The sequence below is a fragment of the Streptomyces sp. NPDC085460 genome (assembly GCF_044541975.1).
Lineage (GTDB): Bacteria > Actinomycetota > Actinomycetes > Streptomycetales > Streptomycetaceae > Streptomyces.
The window spans coordinates 406,998-429,696 of sequence record NZ_JBITTO010000001.1; the positions used below are offsets into that span (position 1 = coordinate 406,998).

At 73.7% G+C, this 22,699-nt stretch carries 20 protein-coding genes and 1 pseudogene; 5 read left to right on the forward strand and 16 right to left on the reverse strand.

The genetic code is table 11. From position 1 onward, the window contains the following. Window positions 1-65: 65 nt before the first annotated feature. Complete coding sequence (locus ACIGHB_RS01880; protein WP_360319371.1) at window positions 66-1,277, reverse strand: pyridoxal phosphate-dependent aminotransferase; 1,212 nt, start codon at window positions 1,275-1,277, stop codon at window positions 66-68. A gap of 101 nt (window positions 1,278-1,378) precedes the next feature. Here ACIGHB_RS01880 and ACIGHB_RS01885 point away from each other — a divergent pair. Next, window positions 1,379-1,732: pseudogene (locus tag ACIGHB_RS01885) on the forward strand (winged helix-turn-helix transcriptional regulator); the annotation flags it as partial. Between the two features lie 88 nt (window positions 1,733-1,820). Here the strand turns inward: ACIGHB_RS01885 and ectB are convergent. The 13 genes from ectB to ACIGHB_RS01950 form a co-directional block, all read right to left on the reverse strand. Then, entirely contained in the window at window positions 1,821-3,071 is a 1,251-nt protein-coding gene (gene ectB / locus ACIGHB_RS01890) for a diaminobutyrate--2-oxoglutarate transaminase (RefSeq protein WP_399908692.1), read from the reverse strand. Between the two features lie 90 nt (window positions 3,072-3,161). Further along, entirely contained in the window at window positions 3,162-4,355 is a 1,194-nt protein-coding gene (locus ACIGHB_RS01895) for an amino acid:polyamine antiporter (RefSeq protein ID WP_399908695.1), read from the reverse strand. Next, entirely contained in the window at window positions 4,352-5,638 is a 1,287-nt protein-coding gene (locus tag ACIGHB_RS01900) for a SidA/IucD/PvdA family monooxygenase (protein WP_360320453.1), read from the reverse strand. Before ACIGHB_RS01900 ends, ACIGHB_RS01895 begins: the two co-directional genes overlap by 4 nt. 203 nt (window positions 5,639-5,841) lie before the next feature. Then, window positions 5,842-7,086 (reverse strand): FAD-dependent oxidoreductase, encoded by a 1,245-nt coding sequence (locus ACIGHB_RS01905; RefSeq protein WP_399908697.1) that lies wholly within the window; start codon window positions 7,084-7,086, stop codon window positions 5,842-5,844. Between the two features lie 47 nt (window positions 7,087-7,133). Further along, window positions 7,134-9,107, reverse strand: a complete 1,974-nt coding sequence (locus ACIGHB_RS01910) for a class I tRNA ligase family protein (RefSeq protein WP_360320447.1) — start codon at window positions 9,105-9,107, stop codon at window positions 7,134-7,136. A 41-nt stretch (window positions 9,108-9,148) separates the two neighbouring features. Continuing rightward, on the reverse strand, window positions 9,149-9,715 hold the full coding sequence (locus ACIGHB_RS01915) for a DUF3291 domain-containing protein (RefSeq protein ID WP_360320444.1): 567 nt from the start codon (window positions 9,713-9,715) through the stop codon (window positions 9,149-9,151). Between the two features lie 113 nt (window positions 9,716-9,828). Continuing rightward, window positions 9,829-11,088, reverse strand: coding sequence for an NAD(P)/FAD-dependent oxidoreductase (locus ACIGHB_RS01920; RefSeq protein WP_399908700.1), 1,260 nt, complete (start codon window positions 11,086-11,088; stop codon window positions 9,829-9,831). A 56-nt stretch (window positions 11,089-11,144) separates the two neighbouring features. After that, window positions 11,145-11,852 (reverse strand): rhodanese-like domain-containing protein, encoded by a 708-nt coding sequence (locus tag ACIGHB_RS01925; protein ID WP_399908702.1) that lies wholly within the window; start codon window positions 11,850-11,852, stop codon window positions 11,145-11,147. Continuing rightward, window positions 11,849-13,537, reverse strand: a complete 1,689-nt coding sequence (locus tag ACIGHB_RS01930; RefSeq protein WP_399908704.1) for an AMP-binding protein — start codon at window positions 13,535-13,537, stop codon at window positions 11,849-11,851. The genes ACIGHB_RS01925 and ACIGHB_RS01930 overlap by 4 nt, the downstream gene beginning before the upstream one ends. After that, entirely contained in the window at window positions 13,534-14,472 is a 939-nt protein-coding gene (locus ACIGHB_RS01935; RefSeq protein WP_360320432.1) for an alpha/beta hydrolase fold domain-containing protein, read from the reverse strand. The genes ACIGHB_RS01930 and ACIGHB_RS01935 overlap by 4 nt, the downstream gene beginning before the upstream one ends. Further along, complete coding sequence (locus ACIGHB_RS01940) at window positions 14,465-16,114, reverse strand: amino acid adenylation domain-containing protein (protein ID WP_399908706.1); 1,650 nt, start codon at window positions 16,112-16,114, stop codon at window positions 14,465-14,467. The genes ACIGHB_RS01935 and ACIGHB_RS01940 overlap by 8 nt, the downstream gene beginning before the upstream one ends. After that, window positions 16,111-16,590 carry a GNAT family N-acetyltransferase gene (locus tag ACIGHB_RS01945; protein ID WP_360320426.1) on the reverse strand — a complete coding sequence of 160 codons (480 nt, stop codon included), beginning with the start codon at window positions 16,588-16,590 and terminating at the stop codon, window positions 16,111-16,113. Before ACIGHB_RS01945 ends, ACIGHB_RS01940 begins: the two co-directional genes overlap by 4 nt. Next, entirely contained in the window at window positions 16,581-17,057 is a 477-nt protein-coding gene (locus ACIGHB_RS01950; protein WP_360320423.1) for a hypothetical protein, read from the reverse strand. The genes ACIGHB_RS01945 and ACIGHB_RS01950 overlap by 10 nt, the downstream gene beginning before the upstream one ends. A 623-nt stretch (window positions 17,058-17,680) precedes the next feature. Here ACIGHB_RS01950 and ACIGHB_RS01955 point away from each other — a divergent pair. After that, window positions 17,681-18,973, forward strand: a complete 1,293-nt coding sequence (locus tag ACIGHB_RS01955; RefSeq protein ID WP_399908709.1) for an MDR family MFS transporter — start codon at window positions 17,681-17,683, stop codon at window positions 18,971-18,973. 162 nt (window positions 18,974-19,135) lie between these two features. After that, window positions 19,136-19,354 (forward strand): hypothetical protein, encoded by a 219-nt coding sequence (locus ACIGHB_RS01960; protein WP_360320417.1) that lies wholly within the window; start codon window positions 19,136-19,138, stop codon window positions 19,352-19,354. Between the two features lie 50 nt (window positions 19,355-19,404). On the opposite strand, the gene ACIGHB_RS01965 is transcribed toward ACIGHB_RS01960, so the two are convergent. Next, window positions 19,405-19,941 carry an isochorismatase family cysteine hydrolase gene (locus ACIGHB_RS01965; RefSeq protein WP_399908711.1) on the reverse strand — a complete coding sequence of 179 codons (537 nt, stop codon included), beginning with the start codon at window positions 19,939-19,941 and terminating at the stop codon, window positions 19,405-19,407. A 146-nt stretch (window positions 19,942-20,087) separates the two neighbouring features. On the opposite strand from ACIGHB_RS01965, the gene ACIGHB_RS01970 reads away from it, so the two are divergent. After that, window positions 20,088-20,375 carry a hypothetical protein gene (locus tag ACIGHB_RS01970; protein ID WP_360320411.1) on the forward strand — a complete coding sequence of 96 codons (288 nt, stop codon included), beginning with the start codon at window positions 20,088-20,090 and terminating at the stop codon, window positions 20,373-20,375. A gap of 177 nt (window positions 20,376-20,552) precedes the next feature. Beyond that, window positions 20,553-21,755, forward strand: coding sequence for an MFS transporter (locus ACIGHB_RS01975; protein WP_399908714.1), 1,203 nt, complete (start codon window positions 20,553-20,555; stop codon window positions 21,753-21,755). Here the strand turns inward: ACIGHB_RS01975 and ACIGHB_RS01980 are convergent. Further along, window positions 21,724-22,566, reverse strand: a complete 843-nt coding sequence (locus ACIGHB_RS01980) for a class I SAM-dependent methyltransferase (RefSeq protein WP_399908716.1) — start codon at window positions 22,564-22,566, stop codon at window positions 21,724-21,726. The two genes, ACIGHB_RS01975 and ACIGHB_RS01980, sit on opposite strands and share 32 nt — an antisense overlap. Between the last annotated feature and the right edge of the window lie 133 nt (window positions 22,567-22,699).

The window sequence follows — 22,699 nt, forward strand, 5'->3', positions numbered from 1 at the left end:
GTGATACGTCAATCGGTGGCCCCGGACAGGGATTTGGCCGGAACCGTACGCCCGCTCCCGCGCCGCTACTGGCGGTAGGTGGAGAGGAAGCGGCCGATGCGGTTGATCGCGGTCTCCAGGTCGTCGGCGCGCGGCAGCGTGACGAAGCGGAAGTGGTCCGGGCGGGGCCAGTTGAAGCCGGTGCCCTGGACCAGGTGGATCTTCTCGCGGAGCAGCAGGTCGAGGACGAGCCGCTCGTCGTCGACGATCTTGTGCACGTCGGGGTCGAGCTTGGCGAAGGCGTACAGGGCGCCCTTCGGCTTGACGCAGCTCACGCCCGGGATCTCGTTGAGGGCCCGCCATGCCACGTCCCGCTGCTCGGTCAGCCTGCCCGTCGGCAGGGTGAGGTCGTGGATGGACTGCCGCCCGCCGAGCGCGGCCTGGACGGCGTACTGGGCCGGCACGTTGGGGCAGAGCCGCATGCCGGCCAGCATGGTCAGGCCCTCCAGGTAGTCGCCGGCCAGCTCCTTCGGTCCGGAGACGACCAGCCAGCCGCTGCGGTATCCGGCCACGCGGTACGACTTGGACAGGCCGTTGAAGGTGAGGGTCAGCACGTCGTCGCTGAGCGCGGCCAGGCAGTGGTGCTCGGTGTCGTCGTAGAGGATCTTGTCGTAGATCTCGTCGGCCAGCACCATCAGGCCGTGGCGGCGGGCGAGTTCGAGGATGCCCTCCAGGAGCTCCTTCGAATAGACCGCGCCCGTCGGGTTGTTGGGGTTGATGACGACGATGGCCTTGGTGCGGTCGGTGATCTTCGCGGCGATGTCGTCGAGGTCGGGGAACCAGTCGGCCTCCTCGTCGCACAGGTAGTGCACGGCCCGGCCGCCGGCGAACCGCACCACGGCGGTCCACAGCGGGTAGTCGGGCATCGGCACGAGCACCTCGTCGCCGTCGTCCACCAGCGCCTGGACGGCCATCTGGATCAGCTCCGAGGCGCCGTTGCCGAGGTAGACGTCGTCGACGGTCACACCCGTGACACCGCGCTGCTGGTAGTACTGCATCACCGCCCGCCGGGCCGGCAGGATGCCCCGGGCGTCGCTGTAGCCGTGCGCGTGGGGCAGGTTGCGGATGATGTCCTGGAGGATCTCCTCCGGCACCTCGAAGCCGAACGGCGCCGGATTGCCGGTGTTCAGCCGCAGGACGCTGTGACCCGCCTCCTCAAGGGCGTTGGCCTGGTCGACGACCGGGCCACGGATCTCGTAGCACACGTCCTTCAGTTTGCTGGACTGTCGAAAACTCATCTGCGGCCTCCCGACCGTGACCGTCATCCGCGCCGCCGTGGCTGCTTTGTTCTACCAAGTTCCTACTTGGAAAGTCCAACTCTTTGGCTATGCTGACGACCATGCCACGCCGAAGCTACGACCAGTACTGCGCCGTCGCCCGAGCCCTGGACGCGGTGGGGGAGCGCTGGAGCCTGCTGATCGTCCGGGAGCTGCTGCACGGCCCGCGGCGGTACACCGACCTCCACGCCGACCTCCCCGGCGTCTCCACCGACATCCTCGCGGGCCGGCTCAAGCAGCTGGAGGGCGAGGAACTGGTCGAGCGCCGCCGCCTGGAGCGGCCCGCCAACGCGACCGTCTACCAGCTCACCGCGCGCGGCGCCGAACTGCGCCCGGTCGTCGAGGCCCTGGCCGCCTGGGGCCTCGACGCGCTCGGCGAACCGCGCCCCACGGACGCGGTCCGCACCCACTGGTTCACCGCCGGCGGTACGACCGGACCGGTGGCGGCGGAACCGGCCGCGGCCGCGCGGCCGTGACCCCCCGGCGGCCGCCGCGTCCCCGCGCTCAGCCGCTCACGCCCGCCGCCACCGCGTCCCGCAGGATGTCCAGGCCCTCCGCCAGTTCCTCGTCGGTGGCGGTCAGCGGCGGCAGCAGCTTCACCACCTCGTCGTCCGAGCCCGAGGTCTCCACCAGGAGCCCGCGGGCGAAGGCCGCGTCGGCGACCCGCCGGGCGAGCGCCGCCTCCCGGAAGGCCAGACCCCAGGCCAGGCCGCGCCCCCGCCGCGCCGACACGTGCGCCGCGTACGCCCCGGCCAGCTCGCCGAGCCGCTCCTCGAAGAGCGCGCCCCGCACCTCGGTCTGCTTCTCCAGGGCGCTGTCCGCCCAGAACTCCCGCAGCGCCGCCGTCGCCGTCACGAACGCCGGGTTGTTGCCGCGGAACGTGCCGTTGTGCTCGCCCGGCTGCCACACGTCCAGCTCGGCGCGGAAGAGCGTCAGCGCCATCGGCAGCCCGTACCCGCTCAGGGACTTCGACAGGCAGACGATGTCGGGAGTGATCCCGGCCGCCTCGAAGCTGAAGAACGGGCCGGTCCGCCCGCACCCCATCTGGATGTCGTCCACGATCAGCAAGATCCTCCGCCGGTCGCACAGCTCCGCCAGGTCCGCGAGCCACGCGGCACCGGCCGGCTTCACGCCGCCCTCGCCCTGCACCGTCTCCACGATCACGGCGGCGGGCAGGTCGAGGCCGCTGCTGCTGTCGTCGAGCATCGCGTCGAGCAGCCGCAGGCCCGAGACCTCGCCGTCGGCGAAGCCGTCGTACGGAAGCCGCCAGGTGTGCCCGAGCGGCACGCCCGCCCCGCCGCGCTTGGCCGCGTTCCCGGTCACCGCGAGGGCGCCCAGGGACATGCCGTGGAAGCCGCCCGTGAAGGCCACCACCGTCTGACGCCCGGTCACCTTCCGGGCCAGTTTCAGCGCCGCCTCCACGCTGTTGGTGCCCGTGGGGCCGGGGAACTGCACCTTGTACTCCAGCCGCCGGGGCGCGAGAACCCGCGCCCCGAACTCGGCGAGGAACTCCTCCTTCGCCGCCGTCAGCATGTCCAGGCTGTGCGTGACCCCGTCCCGCTCCAGGTAGTCGAGCAGCGCCCGCTTCAGCACCGGATGGTTGTGGCCGTAGTTGAGGGCGCTCGCGCCCGCGAAGAAGTCCAGGTACGCCCGCCCGTCACGGGCGGTCAGCCGGCTGCCCCGCGCCTGGTCGAAGACCACGGGCCAGTTCCGGCTGTAGCTGCGGACCTCGGATTCGAGGGGGAAGGCGTTCATGAGGGGTCTCCTCGGAGAGGGGGGTGGAAGGGAGCCGTACGAGAGGGGGTGGAAGGGAGCCTTACGAGAGGGAGGAGCGGTCCGGCGGGGTCAGACGCCGGAGAGGGCCGGGACGGCGAGCACCGCCAGGCCCACCAGCACGGCCAGCAGCAGCGCCCCGGCGGCCCGCAGGAGCGGCCCGCCGTGCCGTACCGCCGCCGCGGCGGCCAGCGCGTACCCGACCAGCGCCGCCGCGGCCGGACCGAGCAGCAGCAGGGGTACGCCGCCGTCCCGCGCCCCCGCCCAGGCGAAGGCGCAGCAGGCCGCGCCGACCGCCGCGACGAGCGCCGGGGCGGGGCGCCGCGCGGGGGACCGGCGCCCGGCGGGGTGCAGCCGGGCCGCGATCCGGGCCGCGGTGCGGACGTTGGTGAGGACGTAGGACGTCAGGACGGCGGCGGTCGCCACGGCGAGCACCCAGCGCAGCGGGGCCCCGGCCGGGGCGCGGGCGCCCAGGCCCTGGACCGCCGCGAGGCCCAGGTAGACGACCCCCACGAAGACCGCGCCGAGGACCACGCCGACGGCCGTGCGCCGCGGGCCGGCCGAGGCGGCGGGGACGGCCGCCGTGACGACCTCCCAGCCGACCCCGGCGAAGAACAGCGCCGTGAGCGCCAGCCACAGCGCCGACGCCCCCGAGAGCCCCGACGGCGCCAGCGCCGTGCCCGCGCCCGGGTCGGCGGGCCAGAGCCACACGGCGCAGGCGAGCGCGAGCCCGCCCGCGACCCACGGACGCCACCGCAGCAGCGCGGCCGGCGGCGTCAGCGGAGCCAGCGCCCCCGCCACGCCCACGGCCAGCACGCCCAGGGCGAGCGCCTGCCCGCCCGCGCCCGGCGGGGGCGGCGCCCCGTCGGCGGCGGTCAGCAGCGCCGTCGCGGCGAACCAGGCGATCGCCGCCTGCCCGGCGGTGAAGGCGACCGCGAAGACGCCGTCCACCGCCCGCTCCGCCCAGCCGCCGAGGAGCGCCCCGACCGCCCCCGCCAGCGAGGACGGGCCGATCCGGGCGCGGACCAGCAGGGCCAGCACCAGGGCGACCGAGCCGCCGAGCACCACGTGGGCGGCCCAGACGAGGAGCGCGTCCCCGCCCGCGAGGTCCGCGACGACGGGCGGCATGACCAGCAGGCCGGCCCCGAGCACCCCGCCCGCGACCCGCCCGGCGATCGCCCGCTCGGGCCGCCCCGCGGCCGGCTGCATGGGTGTCGTCGCGTCCGCCGGCCCCGCCACCGGTGCCGTTTCCGGTGGCTCCGTCACGGGAGGCGCTTCCGGAGGCTCTCCGCGATCACCTTGGCGCGGAGCGACAGCAGGCTGAACGAGCCGGCGTCGCCGATGCCGTGGCTGGACTCGCACAGGCCGTTGAGGAAGAGCGCCGGCGTCTCGGGCGCCACCGGCCGCACCTCGTAGTCCGGGCCGACGGCCAGATAGCCGTGGGCGTCGAACGCGAACTCCTCCGCCACCCCGCGCATCAGGGCCGGGACCCGTTCCTGGTGGGCGGCCGGGCCGAGGTCCCGGAAGCCGGTGGCGAGGACCACGAAGTCGGCCTCGTGGACCTCCGAGACCCCGGTGTTCAGCTCGTCCACGCTCATCCGGACGCCGTCCTCGCCGACTTCGAGCGAGCGCACCTGCCGGCTGCCGCTGACGAACACCCGCTGCTCGCCGTCGAGCCGCTGTTCGTAGATGAGCCGGTACAGCTCGCGCAGCACGTCCCCGTCGGCGGAGGAGTAGTTCGTCAGCCGCATGAACTGGTCGATGGCGTCCTTCCGTTCACGGGAGGCGCCGTAGTAGTAGTCGGTGAAGCCGGGGAAGTACCCCTCCTCGCTGAACGGGCTGGTGTCCTTCTCACGGAGCGTCAGCGACCGTACGAGAGTCGTCACCTGGGCCTGCGGGTAGCGGCGGGCGAGGTCGAGGGTGAGCTCGACCGCGCTCTGGCTGCCGCCGACGACCGTCACCCGGCGCGGCACCACCCCCGCCTCCTCCAGCTCCCGCAGGGCCGGCAGGTACCGCGTCAGATGGAAGACGCGCGGCGAGTCCACCGCGTCGAACGGCTCCGGGACGAACGGCGCCCGACCGGTGCCGACCACGAGGGCCCGCGCCTGGAGCGTCTCCCCGGCGGACGTGGTGACCGTGTAGCGCGGCAGCCCGTCCGCGTCCCGGCCCAGCGTGACGCCGGTGACGTGGGTCCCGTAGTCGACCAGGCGGCCGAAGTGGCCGGCGGCCCAGGTGACGTACTGCGCGTACTCCTTGCGCAGCGGGAACTCCATCGGGAGGTTGAGGTGGTCGAGCAGACGGCCGTTCTCGAACAGGTAGTTGATGAAGCTGTAGCGGCTGCGCGGGTTGCGCAGCGACACCAGGTCGCGCACCGGGTGGTTCTGGATGTCCGAGCCGTCGAGCATCATCGCGCTCTGCCAGGACGGGCCCGGGCGGGCCTCCAGGAAGCGGATGTCGAGGTCGTGTCCCTCTTCCTCCAGCGCGATGGCGAGAGCCAGGTTGGCCGGACCGAAGCCTATGCCGAGCACATCATGGCAGCGGGTGGTCACTGTTCCCCCTTGACGAGAGCGAGACGGGAGCGAATGGGAGTGGTGCAGCCGGGCGGCGGCGCTTCGGGCGCCGCCCACGGGCGGTCGGGCCGGGTGGGATCGGCCAGGTGGGATCGGCCGGGCGGGTCGGGCCCGGCGGGTGGGGCCCGGCGGGTGGGGCCGGGCCTGCCGTCGGACGGCGGGCCGGGCGGCCTGGCGGGCCGTCAGACGCCGCCGGGACAGGAGTCCGAGGCGGGGAAGGCGCGCGCCGGAGCCGCATCGGCCGGGACGGCGCGGGCCGGAGCCGTATCGGCTGGGACGGCGCGGGCTGGGCTGTCGTCGGCCGGGACGGCGCGGGCCGGAAACGCATCGGCCGGGAAGGCGCGCACCGGAGCCGTATCGCCCGGAAACGCGTCGGCCAGGACGGCCTCGGCGATGCGGCGGCCGGCCTCCGGCGCCGTCTTCACGCCGCCGCCGTTCCAGCCGCGTACCGCCCACACGTGGGGCACGCCGGTCCCCGTGAGCAGGCCGGACGCCGGCCCCTCGCCTGCCGGGTCACCGTACGCGTCGGCGGCGCGGATCGTGTCGAGGTGCGGGGCCGAGGCGAGCCACGGGAAGTGCGCGGTCAGCGCGGCGACCGTCGCCCGCGCGTGGTCCGGGTCCGGCGGGGCGCCGATCCGCGCGTCCCAGACCAGGTGCGGCATGCCGAGCAGCGTCCGGTCGGCGCCGACCGGCTTGGCGTACAGGCCGGTCCGCAGGTCGACGAAGGTCGCGTGGGCGGGCGCGGACGGGTCGCGCCCGACGATGCTCACCTGGATCGACCGCGAGCGGACCGGCACGGCGGGCCGCAGCCCGGGGACCGGGTCCGCCCCCCACGGTCCGACCGCCGCCACCACGGCCCCGGCGAGCACCGGGCCCGCGTCGGTGAGGACCACCGGGCGTCCGCCGCGCGCCTCCACCGCCCGCACCCGCACCCCGCAGCGGACGGCGGCGCCGTCGGCGCGCGCCTGCTCCAGCCAGTCCGCCGTGACCTCCGCCGGGGCCACCCAGCCCGCCTCGGGCTCGACCAGGGCGATCCCGCCGGCCAGCCGGACGCCCGCCGCCTCCGAGGGCCCCGTCACCACGTGCGCCGTGGTGCCGAGGGCCGCGTTGATCCGCCGCGCGGCCTCGCGTAAGGCGGCCTCCTCTGCGGGGTCGGCGGCGGTCACCGCGCCGACCGTGCGCAGCGGGACCCGCCCCGACGCCCAGCGCCCCGGGTCCCGGTAGGCGGCCAGGCCCGCCACCGCCAGCGGGGCGACGGCCGGGTCGGGGTCGTAGGCGCGCACCATCCCGCCGGAGAAGCCGGTCGCCCCGGCGGCTCCGGGGCGGGCCGCCTGCTCCAGGACGACGACGGACGCGCCCCGGCGTGCCAGGTGGTGCGCGACGGCGGCGCCGGTGATCCCGGCGCCCACCACCACGACGTCCGCCACGGCGGGAGGTTCCCCGCCGGGGGCGGGGCCGGCCGGGCCGGGGTCGCTCACGACCGCCCGCTCGCGGCGGGGACGGCCGCCGTGGCGGGGGCGGGCGCGGGCGCCGCGCACCGGGTGCCGGAGGGCAGGAAGGACCAGTCGGCCTCGCGGACCGGCTCGCCGGGCAGGCCGAGCCACGTCCAGACCCGCTCGGCGAGACCGGGGGTGACCGGCCAGGCCAGCGCGGCGAAGACCTTGGCCGCCAGGTATTCGAGCGCCAGGCTGGTCCGGGCCTCCTCCGCCAGCGACGGCACCCTGCGGGCCACCTCCTCCGTCGCCCGGAACTCGGCGCAGCGCTTCACGAAGGAGTCGAGCAGGTCGACGTAGCCGCGGGCGCTGAACGCCTCCGGCAGGACCAGACCGTCGAGTTGACGTGTCGTCAGGTTGAGGTAGCGGTAGAACTCGCGGTGCGCGTCCGTCCAGGCGCCGGTGCCGGGCACCACGCCGTCGCCCGCCCCGTGCAGCGCCGCGAAGCCGTCGAGCCAGGCGTGCGCCGCGAGGTACAGCGGATCCTCGGTCAGCCGGCCGGCCCGCTCCTCGGTGATCCGGGTGACCCGGCCCTCCGGGGCGTCGCGCAGCAGCGCCAGGCGGACGGCGTCCGGTCCCGCCTCGGCGAGCGCGTCGTCGGCCCAGACGGCGTGGCCCCGGCTGGTGGAGAACTTCTCGTCGCCCAGGTGCAGGAACTGGTTGGTGACGAAGGCGTCCGGCAGGTACTCCCGCAGGCCGGCCGCGAGGGCGAGGACCGGCAGCAGCACCGCGTAGTAGAAGCTGTTGTCGTAGCCGAGGAAGAGCACGATCCGGGCGGGACCGCCGTCCTCCGCCTCGGTCCTCGCGGCGTCGAGGAAGGCCAGCGCGAGGTCCGCCCACGCGTCGAGGGCCCGGCCGCCGCCCAGGTCGACGCCCCAGTCGGTGACCCGGTCGAGCCGGTACGGCGGCAGCCCCTCGTCCAGCAGCCGTTCCACCAGGATCCGCAGGTCGGGAGCGGTGGCCGAGACCCGCAGGTACTCCCGCAGCTCGTCCGCGTAGGCGTTCATGTCGAGCCAGAGCCCGCGCTCCGGGCGGATGACGGCGGCCGTCCCGCAGATCCGGCACTTCAGGCCGGTCAGCTCCCGGGCCTCGTTGGGCCGCCCGCACGCCTCGCAGATCTCGCCGACGCTCGGCGCGTCGCAGTGCGCGCAGTTCCCGCTGGCGAACGCCTGGTGCAGCGACAGCTCGCAGTCGGGGCAGTACGCCTGCTCCCGCTCCTCCTCCCGTACCGCGGGCGACGCCTTCACCAGGTCGAGCAGGGCGCGCATCCGGTCGCCGTGGCCCGGGTCCGTCAGGGGGCGCGTGAGCCGGTCGACGCCGACGCCGACCGCGCGGAGCGTCGCCACGATGCCGTCGCCCTCGGCGGTGGCCACGGCCGTCGGGGTGCTGCCCCGAAGCAGGGCGGCGGTGGCGAGGTACGACTGGTTGTCGTCGGTGCCGGTGGTGTGCCGGGCGTCGCGGCCGGTGCTGCGCAGGGCGCGCACCATCATGTCGGCGCGGACGTAGGGGCCGGCGAGGTGGCCGAGGTGGAGGCCGCCGTTGGGGGTGACCGGCGGGCAGCACACCAGGGTGCGGTCGGCGAGCCGGTCGCGCGGCGGCGACTTCTCCAGGACGGCGACGGCGCTCGGGATGTGTTCCCAGTACACCGAGACGATGTCGAAGGGCTCGTCGTGGTCGTTGCGGATCTCGTGGAAGCCGAACGGCGACAGGTAGCAGACGTGCCCCGGTCCCAGCTCGCGCTCCTCGTCGCCGAGGACGACGACCGCCTTTCCGGCCAGGACGATGAACATCTCGCCGTCCTGGTGGGCGTGGCGCTTGGAGGTGGTGCGGGCGGGGACGCTGCCGAAGACGGAGCCGAACGGCAGGCCCTCGATGTCGGTCGCGGACAGCATGGGTTGGAGGTGCATCTCGTACGACCAGCTCATCGCCGAACGGTCGAAGGCGCGCGTGATCACGGTTTTCCCCTGGTGGAGTGGAAGGGACGGGCCGGGCGGTGTCAGGAGGCGGGGCCGGAGCCGGAGGCGCGGCGGGCGGCCGAGGCGTTCACCTTGGTCGGGGCGCCGTCGGCGTCGAACGGCTTGCGGAAGGAGAAGGAGAACGGCGAGGAGCCGTGGTCGTGCAGGTGCTCCAGCCGGACGCAGGCGTCCGCCCAGGTGGGGGTGGCGTCGTCGGCCACCCACCAGGCCGCGTACGTCGGCCACTCCGGCTTCAGGAACCACTCGTGCCGCCGGCTCAGGGTGGTGCGGTGCAGGCCGCCGTAGGCGAAGGCGAAGACGGACTCCAGGTCGGCCCAGAGGGAGAGGGTGCAGGCCCGGCTGTCGGTCTCGTCGGTCCGCCCGCCGGTGTAGAAGCGGGGCACCTCGAACTTCCCCCAGTCGCCCCAGTCCCGGTGGAAATTGCTGAGATGGCTCTGGTTGGGTTCCTCTTTCGCCCGCGCGACGAATCCCGGGCTGTTCTCCGCCTCCTCGAAGGTCGGCGGCGTCAGGTCGTCGAACTCCTGCACCTCAGGGTGTCCGTACGGTTCCTTGAGGATCGCGAACGTCGTGAACGCGACACGCGCCATCGGTCTCGGTCCTTCCCTCGTGAAATGGTTCCGGTCGTGGGGGACGGTGTAATTCTTGCGGGGCGAATCTCTTTATGCGGACGATGCGGACGAGCTTTACGCGAGGGGCGGGGCTATTTCCGCGCGGCGGCCGAACCGCGGGCCATCAGGCCCTTCATGAAGGCGCGCTGGAATTCGGCCGGCATGATCATGCGGCCGGTCAGTGCCAGGTATTTCCCGCTCAGTTCCCGATTTCCGCAGATGGTCTCGAACATGCGCTTGCGGGTGGTCTCGTCCTTGTCGACGAGGGAGTCCCCGCAGATGCCCTCCGCGTGCGGCAGCAGGGTCTTCTCGAACCGCTGCCGGTAGGCGTCGAGCCCTTCGCGGACGCCCTCGGCGTCCAGCGTCCGTCCGGCGAAGGAGTGGGCGAGGAGCTGGGCGGTGAGGAGCGCGAACCCGCAGCCGACGCCGCTCATGGCGTCCAGGGACAGGGCCGCGTCGCCGACGAAGGGGACGGAGCCGGCCACCGGCCGCCGGATGAGGCTCGGGTAGTCGGCGTACCCGAGCAGCGGCCCCTCCGGGACCGCGTTCGTCACCGACGGGGCCTCCGCGAGCCCGTCGAAGTACTTCAGGAACTCCGCCATCCGCCCGTCCGAGCCGCGCCACCCCTCGACCCGGGACTTCTCCGCGAAGAGGACCAGCTCGGTCCTGCCGCCGACGAGCGGGTAGCTGCACGCCAGGTCCCGCTCGTTCATCACGAAGACCGACCGGTTGTCGGCCGGCGCCTCGATCCCCGTGAAGTAGCCGAAGAGCGCGGCCCGTTCGTTGGGGCGGCTGTCGGCCTCGTTGCCGAGCAGCCCGGCGAGACGCGAGCGCCGTCCGTCCGCCGCCACCACCAGCCGGGCCCGGTACCGCCGGGCACCGGACTCGGCCGCCGTGCGCACGGTCCAGCCGTCCTCGTCCCGCTCGACGCCCTCGACCCCCGTGGCCTCGACGAACCGGACGCCGTGCCGCCGCGCGGACTCCCGGATCGCCGGGTCGAGGACCCGCCGCTCCAGGTTCAGCGCGTACGACTCCGGCAGCTCGGGGTCGTACCCGGGGCCCGGCGTCTCGACCACCCCGCCGGGCGTCACGAACACGGCCTTGGTCGCCACCGACCGGTCGGGCTCCCGGAGATGGGCGAGCCCGAGGGCGTTCAGCAGCGGGACGGTGTGCGGCTGCACGAAGTGGGTGCAGAGCTGCTTGTGGTACGTGTCGGGGGCCGCCTTCTTCTCGAAGACCGCCACCCGGTACCCCATCGTGGCGAAGTGGACGGCGGTGGCGCAGCCCGCCAGACTGCCGCCCACCACCGCCACGTCCAGCGGCGCTGCGTCGTGCTCCTCGGTGCTGCTCACGGATCGGCTCCCCACATCTGCGGTTCGGGCGGACGGTTCCGGTACGGCGGCGGGCCTTAGCACCCGCAGCCGGCGTGATGGGTGTGGGCCGGGGCGGCGTGGCCCTCGGTCGGGTGGCCGTCCCGCTTCCACCAGTCGAGGCCGCCGATCAGCTCCTTGACCCGGAAGCCCGCCGTCGCCAGCTTGATCGCCGTCTTGGTCGAGGCGTTGCAGCCGATGCCGTCGCAGTAGGTCACGTACAGCGGTGCCTTGGAGAGGCCGGCCAGCGACTCCTGGGAGATCGAGCGGTGCGGGACGCTGACCGCGCCGGGGATGTGCTCGGCGGCGTACGACTCGCTGCTCCGGCCGTCGACCACGACGAGGTCCTGGCCGGCGTCGAGGGCGTCCTGGAGGTCGGCCGAGTCGATCTCGTACGCGAGTTTGGCCTGGTAGTAGGCGAGTTGGTCGTTCTGCTCGCGGGGCTCGGCGGGGCCGCTCGCGGCGGCGGGGGCCTGCTCCTCCGGCTCGCCCAGGAAGCGGCCGGCGAGGGCGTACAGGTCGCCGAGGGTGCTGGGGGTGACCAGGGAGTCGGCGTGCTCGCCGAGGTCCACTCCGGCGTCCTCCAGGAGGGTGACGAGGACGCTGATGGTCAGGAGGGAGTCCAGGCCGAGCGTGTTGAGCGGAGTGGAGTCGGGGAGCGGGGCGAGGTCCACCGGCTTGCCCAGCGCCGTCTCCAGGTACTCCGCGACCTTCTCCCTGACCGTGTCGTTCACCGCTGTGCTCATATCTCCACCTCGTCATCAAAGGGTTCGACGGCGCCGTCGGCCGACAGTTCGAAGTACGTCGCGTGCGGGGGTCCGGCGGTCGCCGCGCCGATCCGTCCGGCCAGGGCGGACCCGGCGCGGTCCGGTTCCCAGGGGGCGGGGGAGGGGCGGTTCCAGCCGAGCAGGGCCGGGCGCAGGGGCTCGGGCAGGCGGTCGCGGAGGTGCTCGGTCACGTCGGGGAGGTTCCGCCGCTCCTTCGCGGCGACCACCAGGGCCACGACGTCGCGGCCGCCGCGCGGGACCGCGGTGGCGGTGGCCCGCTCGACGCCGGGGAAGCTCAGGGCGGCCCGCTCGATCTCGTGCAGATGGGTGCGGCGGCCCGCCAGCCACACGATCCGTTCGTCCGCGTGGCGGCGCAGCACGAGGGCGCCGTCGGCGTCGTACGCGCAGACGTCCCCGGTGCGGAACCAGCGGGTCCCGTCGGCCTCGACGACCAGGCGGGCCGTCTCCTCGGGCTGGTCGAAGTAGCCGCGCATGACCTGCGGGCCGCCGATCCAGAGCTCTCCCTCCGCGCCGGGTCCGTGGACCTCGGCCCCGTCCCGGACGAGCCGGGCGAGGGTGCCCCGCAGGGGGCGGCCGACGGGGCAGGGGTCCTCGCCGGCCGTCTCCTCGGGCCCGACGGTGTGGGTGAAGCCGAAGATCGTGGCCTCGGGCGGACCGAACGCCTGCACCAGCCGGACCCCGGGGACCTGCTCGGCCCAGACGCGGAGGACGGCCGACGGGCAGACCTGGGCCCCCGTCATGACCACCTCCAGGCTGGGGAGCTTCTCCCGGGTGATCTGCCGGGCGTCGCGCGTGAACAGGTCGAGCAGCACGGTGACGGCGAGGAGGTGCGTGATCCCGTGCCGGGCGACCGCGGCGCGCAGCAGGGCGGGGACCGGGAGGCCGCGGTACTGGTGGACGGAGGCGCCCACCGACAGGGGGAGCAGGGTGTCCAGGAGGGACACGTCGAAGTGGAACGGGGAGAGGCCCAGGACCCGGGAGTCGGGGGTGAGGCGCAGCACCTCGTTGTGGCCGGTGAAGTGGGCGAGCAGCCCGGCGGCGGTGATCTCGGCGCCCTGCGGCACGCCCGTGGCGCCGGAGGCGAAGACGATGTAGGCGGTGTCCTCGGGCCCGTGGGCCAGGGTGGTGTGCGGGGCGCCGGGGCCGGAGGTGTGGGGGACCGGTCCTTCCCCGTCCGCGCCGGGGCCGGAGAGGAAGGGGACCAGCCCCTCCCCGTCCAGGGTCGGGGTGCCGGGGAGCGGGTCCGGCGCGCCCCGTGGCGTGATCACGGCGGCCGGCCGGACCCGCCGGAGCAGGTCGAGGGTCCGGTGCCCGGGTTCGGCGGAGTCGAGGGGCACGTGGACGGCGCCGCGCTTCCAGATGCCCAAGATGATCATGGGCATGACAGGCTTGGTCTCGGTGAGGACCGCGACCCGGTCACCCGGGCCCACCCCCTGCCCGGCCAGCCAGCCCGCGATCCTCAGCGCGCCCTGTTCGAGCTCGGCGAAGGTGTACCGGGTGGCCCCGTCGTCGATCGCGACCCGCTCCGGCCACTTGCGGGCCGGGGCCGCGAGGAGGTCGCCGAGGGCGGGCGGAGGTCCGCCCGCGGCGGCGGGATCGGTCGACCACGGCGGCAGCGTCACCGCGCCGGTCCTGGCGGTCATGTCAGGTCCCGTTCTGTGAGGGGGAAGGCGGTCCTGGCGATCTCGGCGACGGCGCTCCCGGCCGAGGCCAGCCGTCCGGCGTACAGGCAGAAGTCGTGGGGCAGGTCGGGGAAGTGGCGGTGCCGCAGGCGGCCGGGTGCGCGGCCGGCGGTCTGCTCGGCCCAGGCCAGCCCCTCGTCCCTCAGGACGTCGTATCCCGCGGTGACGATCGAGGTGTCCGGCAGCCGTGCCAGGTCCGCGTCCGGCAGCCGCATCGGGTCGAAGTCCCGGGCGGAGAAATGGGGTTCGAGGAAGGAGGTGAAGAGCCGCATGGCGTCCCGGTCGAGGAAGTGCCCCTCGCCGAAGGTCCCGTAGGAGGCGCGCTCCGTCCGCAGGTCGAGCACGGGGTAGAGGAGGACGATCCGGGCGAACGCCCCGGGCAGCACCCGCAGGCTGAGGTAGAGCGCGAGGAGTCCGCCGACGCTGTCGCCCGCGAGGACGATCGGACGGTCCGTCAGGCTCCGTCGGCGGGAGGCGATCCGGTCCGCGAGGAGCTCCACCGACTCCTCGACCGTGTGCTCCGGCGCCTTCGGATAGTCGAACGCCTCCACCGGCGCTCGGAGGGTGCCCGCCAGGGTGCGTAAGAAGGGCTGGAAGACGGTCGTCGAGTAGTAGACCATCCCGCCGCCGTGGATGTACACGACCCACGGGCTGTCCGGGTCCTCCCGGGCGGGCCGGACGGTGACCCCGTGCGGGCCCGTCTCGACCGCCGCGCCGTCCGCGGGGTCCACGGCGCCGCCGAAGCGGGCGATCCACCGCTCGGCGTTGGCCCGGTCCTCCGCGAGGGAGCCGGTGGAGCCGCGGACCGCCATGATCCGGCGGGCGGTGGCCAGCCGGGCGAACTCGGGGTGGAGGGCCGCCGCCTGAGCGTCCACGTCCGTGCCGGCGTCAGGCATGGGCGTCCTCACCCACCGGTTCGACCTCGCCCGCGGGGGTGAACACGAATCGGGTCGCGCTCGTGTCCCGGGCCGCCTCGGCGAGCCGCCGCATCAGCGCCTTCTCGTCCGTCTTGCCCGTGGAGGAGACGGTGAGCTCCGGCGACCAGGCGACCACGGTCGGGAGCATGTACGCGGGCAGCAGCTCCGCGAGGCGCTTCTCCGCGGCCGCGAGGACCGCCCGGTCGGGCGCCATGACCACCAGGGCGATCACGTCGTGGCCCAGGCGCGGGACCAGCGCGACGGCCGCCCGCTCGACACCGGGGCAGCTGAGCACGGTCTGCCGGATCTCGCCCAGGTGGATCCGCCGGCCGGCCAGCTTCACCTCGTCGTCGTTCCGGCCGCGGAAGACGATGTCGCCGTTCTCGTCGTAGCCGCACAGGTCGCCGGTGCGGTAGTAGCGGACGCCGTCCACCTCGACCACCCGCCGGGCGGTCTCCTCCGGCTGCCCGTAGTAGCCGCGCATGACCTGCTCGCCGCCGATCCACAACTCGCCTACGCGGCCCGGCTCGTGGACCTCGACGCCGTCGTCCATGATCCGCGCGGCCACCCCGCGCAGGGGCCGCCCGATCGGGTAGGAGCCGACGCGCTCCCGGTCGACCCGCTCGATCTCGTGGGCGACGCAGACGATGGTCGCCTCGGTCGGCCCGTACACGTTGATCACCCGGACCTCGGGGAGGCCGTCCTTCCAGACGTTGATGACGCCGGGGTCGCAGACCTCCGCGCCCGTCATCACCATCTCCAGGTTCGGGAAGTTCTCCCGGGTGACGTGCCGCCCGCCCTCGGTGATCATCGTCAGCAGGGTGGAGACGGCGATCAGGTGGGTGATCCGCTCGCGGGTGATGACCGCCCGCATCACCGCGCCGGCGTGCATGCCGCGGAACTGGTGGACGTACGCGCCCAGCGACAGCGGCAGCAGCGTGTCCTCGATCGACACGTCGAAGTGGAAGGGGGAGAGGCTGAACACCCGGGACTCCGGTGTGAACCGCAGCACGTCGTTGTGGTTGCCGAAGTAGGCGACCAGGTTGGCGACGGTGATCTCCACGCCCTTGGGCTCACCCGTGGAGCCCGAGGTGAAGATGATGTACGCCGTGGACTCCGGGCCGTGCGGCACGGTCGCCCAGGGGCGCGCCGGCCCCGACAGGACCTCGTCCAGCTCGGTCCGGCCGGCCCAGACGGCGTCGCCGGTCACGGGCTCCCGGTCGTCGAGGGCGAGCACCACCCGGGGTTCCAGCCGGCCGAGCAGCCCGCGCAGCCGGGGTTCCGGGGCCGTACCGTCGAGGGGCACGTAGACGGCGCCGCACTTCCAGATCGCGAGGGCCAGCACCGGCATCAGCGCGCTCTTCTCGGCGAGGATCGCCACCCGGTCGTCCGGTGCCACCCCCCGCTCGGCGAGCCAGGCGGCGAGCGTCGTGGCCCGCCGCTCCAGCTCGGCGAAGGTGAGGCCGAGTCGTCCGTCGTGGAGGGCCGGACGGTCCGGCCCGTTCAGCGCCGCCGAGCGGACCAGGTCGCCGAGCGCGGGCGCCGGTCCGCCCTGGTCGGAGGGGTCGATCGACCACGGGGGTAAGGGGGCGGGAGTCTTCGGTTCGGGACGGATCGTCATGAGGCGTCACGCACCCCTACGTCGTAGTGGAAGCGGACCTTCTCCTTGGTGCGGGCACCCATGCGGGCGTAGAAGCCGATCCCCGCCTCGTTGTCCCGGGGCGTCTGCCACTCGGCCCAGCCGCATCCCTCGGCGAGCGCGAACTCCCGCAGCCGCTCCAGGAAGACCCGCCCGAGCCCCCTGCCGCGGTACGCCTCCTGGAGGTACAGGCAGTCCATGTAGGCGAACCGCTCCGCGCTCCAGGTGGCGAAGTCGACGGTCACGGTCATGAAGCCGCAGGGCTTCCCGCCGTCCAGCGCGACCCAGCCGTGCAGCGCCGGCCGCTCCCCGAAGAACGCCGAACGCCAGCGCTCCACCTGACCGTTCTCGTGGAAGTCCGCCTTCTCGTACTCCGCGTGTTCCACGCACAGTCCGAGCAGCGCGTCCAGATGGTCCGGCTCGATCGGCCGGACCTCGATGTCGTGCTTCACACCCACCCCGAGAAGGTCGTTTCCAGGTACGCGTCGATGGCGGCCCGGTCGTCGCTGCCGCGCGCCAGCACGGTGTTCACCCAGGCGTCCCGCTCGAACCTCACCACTTCGAGCTCCCAGACGCAGGCGATCAGGTCCCGCTGGGGGAGGGGCTCGAAGGCGGTGTTCCCCTCGGTGTCGACCACCGCGCCGCGCACCCAGTGCTTCAGCATGTCGGCGTCGTACCACTGACTCACCAGAAGATACGTTCCTTCTGCGCCGCGGTGAAGGATGAGGAAGCCGGCCGCGTGGTCGCCCGTCTCCGGGCTCCGGCTCAGCACCGTGGCCGCGTGGCGCTCCAGGAACTCGGGCTTCGGGAGCTCTCCGGCCCGCTCGGGGTCGGCGAACATCGCGTACGCCTTCAGCGCGCGGCCGTTCACGTGCACCGGCGGGAGCGCTTTCACGAGGCGCGGTGTGTAGGTCAGAGGGTTCATCGCGGGCTGATCCCCGCCCTCGGTTCGCGTTCGATGTCTTTCACGTGCTCTTCGCCTCCGGGCTGTCGTGGATCAGCGTGACGGAAGTGCTGAGAAGAACGGGAGGAACTCAGATGTCTGATCCTCATATATCGCGGTACATCACTGCATGGGGTCGGTGCGCGAGTAAGATCATAGAGATTGGGAGGGCCGCGCGAAAGCCCCCGCTGACCTCGCCGTTTGTGTGAAACGTGTTCAACTCCGGTGCGTCGGGTCCGCTATGGGGACCCCATCGAGCCCACGGTAACCCCCGCCGGAAGAACACCGGCACTCTTCGGCCGAAATCTTCCCCAACGCCCCGGTGAACCACATTCAGGGGCGGTTCACGCATCTGTCCGGCGCGCTCTCCGGTGAACTGTCCGAGAAGCGCTGTCCGAGAAGTGCCGACCACGGACGGATGGCCGGGAAACGCTGACCGAAAGGGATGTCCGAGAAGTGCCGTCCGGGGTGCGGTTCGAGACGTGTGGCGCATTCCCGCCTTTCGCGGAATCGATCCGACCGGTATTCATTCGGTGTTCGGACCCGCGGAACCCCGGTCTCGTACCATCCGCCCCGTCCGACGGTGTCATGACGAAGGAGAACGCATGGGAATCCGGCCACTGACGAAGGCGCGCGCGTCCTTCGCCGCGACCTTCGGCGGGCTTCCGTCCGGCTTCTGGTGGCTGTGGACCGCCCAGCTCATCAACCGCGCCTGCGGGTTCGTGATGCCGCTGCTCGCCTTCTACATCACCGAGGAACTGGACCGCAGCGCCGCCTTCGCGGGCACCGTCGTCGCCGGCATCGGCGTCGGCTCGCTCGTGGCGGGGCCGTTCGGCGGCGCCCTGGGGGACCGGTTCGGCCACAAGCCGACGCTCGTCGCCGCCCTCGCCGCCACCGCGGCCAGCATGATCGCCCTCGCCTACGCCCGCTCCCCGTGGGCCCTGATCGTCGGCGCCTTCGTCGTCGGCGTGACGAACAACGCGACCCGGCCCGCCCACAACGCGCTGATCGCCGACGTCATCCCCGGCAAGGACCAGGTCCGCGCCTACTCGCTCAACTTCTGGGCCATCAACGTGGGTTACTCCATCGCGATGCTCTCCGTCGGCCTCGTCTCCCTCACCGGCTACACCGCCCTGTTCTGGCTCAACGGCGCCACCACCCTGATCGGCGCGGTGATGATCGCGACCCGGGTGCCCGGCCGGGCACGGGCCGCCGAGCCCACGGAGGCGGAGGAGGAGGCCGCCGGCGGCGGGTTCGGCACCGTGCTGCGCGACCGGAGCTTCGTCGCGTTCGTCGCCGCCCAGTTCCTCGTCCTCACGATCCTGCTCCAGTCCGAGAGCGGACTGCCCATCGCGATGGGCCAGGACGGCTTCTCGCCGAGCACCTACGGACAGGTCGCCGCGCTCAACGGCATCGTGATCGTCGCCGTGCAACTGCCGCTCACCCGGCTCTACAAGCGCTTCCCCGAGTCGTGGGTGCTCGCCGGCTCCTCGGCCACGGTCGGCATCGGCTACTCCGTCCTCCTCCTCGGCGACTCCGCCTGGATCTACGGCGCCTCGATCGTCGTCTGGACACTGGGCGAGATCGGCAACACCCCCACCAGCTTCGCGCTCGTCGCCCGCATCTCCCCCGACCACCTGCGCGGCCGCTACCAGGGCCTCTACCAGGTCGCCTGGACCGGCTCCGCCGTCGTCGCGCCGCTCGTCGGCGGCTGGGTGATCCACACCTGGGGCGCCGGCCCGCTCTGGATCGGCTGCCTCGCCGTCGCCCTCGTCGCCGCGGGCGCGCAGCTCGGCATCGGCAAGCGCCTCACCCGCCGCGCCGAGGCCAGGGACAAGGACCGGGACCAGCAGCCGGAAGCCGCCGCGTCGGCCCCGGCGGCGCCCGACGCGGGCTGAACGGCCTCGCCCGCCCCGGTGTCCCGAACGCACGCGGAGTTAAACGGCCTCGCCCGCCCCGGTGTCCCGGGGCCACGTGGGGCGGAGGGAACTCCTCCGCCCCCGCCTCCGTCCTTCCTTCCGAGAGCCGTGATCCAACGTGCGCGAACCGAGTGAGGTGCCATGCGGACGAACGACCCGAACACGCTGGAGACGACCCTGCCCGACGGCCGGAGGATGACCCTGTCCCTCCCCGCCACCGGCGCCCCCTGGGCCGCCGACGGCCTCGCCGCCCTGCGCCCGGTGCCCCCGACCCACACCGGCCGCGGCCAGGAGCCGCCCGCCCTGCCCGAGCGCCCCGCCCTCCCCATGGAGGTGGCCCTCCTGGGGTTCGCCCTCTAGCGAACCCGTTCGGAACCCGTGCGCGGAGGGACAGGCGGACGCACGGACGGTCAGAACACGACGTCGGCGGCGTCGACGATCCGGCCGTCCATGTTCCGCTCGATCATCCGCAGCGCCGCCCGCGCCAGATCCGCGTGGATGTGGGCGACCGCGTCCCGGGGGACCGTCACGCCCAGATGCCGGATGTGGGCGTCCAGCGCCGAGTACAGCACGCACTGCTCGGTGACCTGGCCGGTGAGGACGAGGTCGGTCACGTCGAGCGAGCGGAGCAGGTACGCGAGCGGCGTCTCGTAGAAGACCGAGTGCCGCGCCTTCACCACGAACAGCGCGTCGTCGTCGGGCCGTACCGGCTCCACCAGCTCCGGGTGGCGGCCCGAGAGCGCCAGGTCGAGGATCTCCCCGTGGTGGGAGCGCCACTGGCCGAAGTTGTCGTTGGCGTAGACGACCGGCGCCCCCGCCGCCCGCGCCCGGTCCAGCAGGTCCTCGATCGCGGGCAGCGCGGCCGTCACCGACGGCACGAGCAGCTCCGCGTCGTCGTGCGCGTAGGTGTTCAGCATGTCGATCACGACCAGCGCCGGGCGTGTCATGGCGGGGCACCCTCCTCGTCCGCGTACCTCCGGCATACATGTACGGCCGGGGTCGCGCACGCGGAGCCGCGCGGGTGCCGTCGACGGGCGGGCGTGGTGTGCTGGTGGGGAGGGGGCGGACCGTCGCCTCACGAGGAGGAAGGATCATGGCGATCCTCGTCCACGCCGTCCTCGACGGAGTCAGCACGGACCAGTACGACACGCTCCACGCCAGGCTCCAGTCCATGCCAGGGGTCTTCGACGGCTGCCTCGCCCACGCGTGCGTGGGGACCGACAGCGGCCTGGAGATCTTCGACATCTGGGCGAGCGAGGAGCAGATGAAGGCGTTCGCCGAGAAGATGATGCCCGTCGCGGCCGACCTCGGCTGGGCGGACCGGCCCAGGCCCCGCGTGGTGAGCACGCACAACTACTGGGTACCGGGCGCGAACGGCTGACCGGCTGACCGGCTGACCGGCTGACCTGCTGACCGGCTGAGCGGTCCGCTGACCGGCAGCCCCACGGCACGGCGTACGGCGGAGCCCCCCCGGCGCCCCGGCCTCGCCGTTGCGCCGTTGCGCCGTTCGCCGTTCCGCGGGAAGCGGGGTGGCGGGCGGGAGGTTACGGTCGCCGGTATGGCCGGTGATCGACGCGGGTGGCTGCCCTGTCTGCTCGGCGGAGCGGTGTTCGTGGTGTGCATGGCGGGGACCACGCTCCCGACCCCGCTCTACCCCCTCTACCAGGAGAAGTTCGGCTTCTCCGAACTCACCGTCACGGTGGTCTACGCCGTGTACGCGTTCGGGGTCATCGGCGTGCTGCTGCTCGCCGGCAACGCCTCCGACACCATCGGCAGGCGCCCCACCCTGCGCTGGGGACTCGCCTTCGCGGCGGCGAGCGCCGTCTGCTTCCTCTGCGCCGACGCGCTGGGCTGGCTGTACGCCGGCCGGCTGCTGTCCGGGCTCTCCGCGGGCCTCTTCACCGGCGCCGCCACCGCCTACGTGATGGAGCTCGCCCCGCCCGGCGGCACCGCCCGCGCCACCCTCGTCGCGACCGCCGCCAACATGGGCGGCCTCGGCTGCGGCCCCCTCCTCGCCGGCCTGCTCGCCGAGTACGCCCCCGATCCGCTGCTGCTGCCCTTCGCCGTCCACCTCGCCCTGGTCGCCGTATCGGCCCTGGTCCTCCAGTGGCTGCCCGAGACGGTGGCCGAGACGAAGCCGCTCAGCGCCGTACGCCCCCGGAAACCCGAGCTCCCCGCGCGCGTGCGGGCCGTTTTCGTGCCGGCGGCCGTCGCCTCCTTCGTGGGCTTCGCCCTCTTCGGCGTCTTCACCTCCGTCAGCCCCGCCTTCCTCGCCCGTTATCTGGGCGTCGACAACCACGCCGTCAGCGGCCTCGTCGTCGCCCTCGCGTTCTTCGCCTCCACGGCGGGGCAGGTCGCCGCAGGGCGTGTCGGGCCCACCCGCTCGCTGCCGCTGGGCTGCGCCGTGCTCCTCGCCGGCCTCCTCCTGCTCGGCGGCGCCCTCTACACCGACCAGCTCGCCCTCGTCGTCCTCGCCGCCCTCGTCGGCGGCATCGGCCAGGGCCTCGCCTTCCGGGCGGCGCTCACGGCGGTCGCCGCGGCCTCGCCCCCCGACCGGCGGGCCGCCGTCATCTCGTCGCTGTTCGTCGTCGCGTACACCGGCATCTCGATCCCGGTGATCGGGGTCGGCCTGCTGGCCGACCCGCTCGGCCTGGAAGGCGCGGGCCTGGTCTTCATCGCCTGCATGCTGGTCCTGGTCGCCTCGGCCGCCGCCTACCTGCTGCGGCGGATCAGGACGGGGGCCGACGCCCCCACACCGTGAGCATCCCGGCCGACAGCGCCGCGCACTCCTCCGCTCCCAGGTACCGCACGGCCTCGTCGAGGGCCGCGTCGTCCACCAGGCCCGTCGCGACCATCGCCGCCCGGCTCCGCTCCCAGGTGTCCGCCCAGAACCGGCTGATCGGGCTGCCCGGCACCAGCGGCGGCACGTGGATCTCGGCGGCCACGCCGGCCAGACCGGCCGCGCGGAGCAGCGCCGGGTACGCCGGGACCCAGGAGACGTCCGTGCCGATGCTCTCCCGCAGCCCCCGCCACATGGCCCGCATCGCCCGCGTGTACGGCGTCCCGGGCGCCACCTCGGTCGTCAGGTCCACGGCGTCGCTCAGCACCAACCACCCGCCGGGTTCGACCAGCTCCGCCAGCCGGGCCACCACCCGCTCCCGCTCCGGGAGGTGCATCAGCACGAACCGCGCGTGGACGAGCCGGAACCGGCCGGGGGAGAAGTCCGGTGCCGTGACGTCGGCCTCCAGCGGGTCGAGCCCCGGCACGGGCCGCTCGGCCAGGAACCGTACGTCCCGGTCGACGGCCAGCACCCGCTCCACCCCGGCCTCCAGGAGGAGCCTGCGGGACACCGTGCCCGTCCCGGCGCCGACGTCGAGGCAGCGCCAGCCGGGCCCGGCGCCGAGCGCGGTCAGCCGGGCCAGCGTGACGTCGTCGTAGGCGAGCGCCCCGAGGTCGATCCGCTCGCCCTCGCCCGCCCGCTCCGGCGGGAACACGGCCTCGCCGTAGCGGCCGCCGCCACCGCCGTCGTCCGCGCCCGGGGTCACGACGGGGTCCGGCGGGGGGCCGTACATGAGGAAACGGGTGATCTCATGGGTGAGGTCATGGGAGTACCACCCCTTCACGCGGGCGGGGGAGGGAAGGGCGTGCGGCCGGCCGGGCCGTCGCCCTCTCGATCGTCCACCCCGGCCGTACCGCCCGCATCCG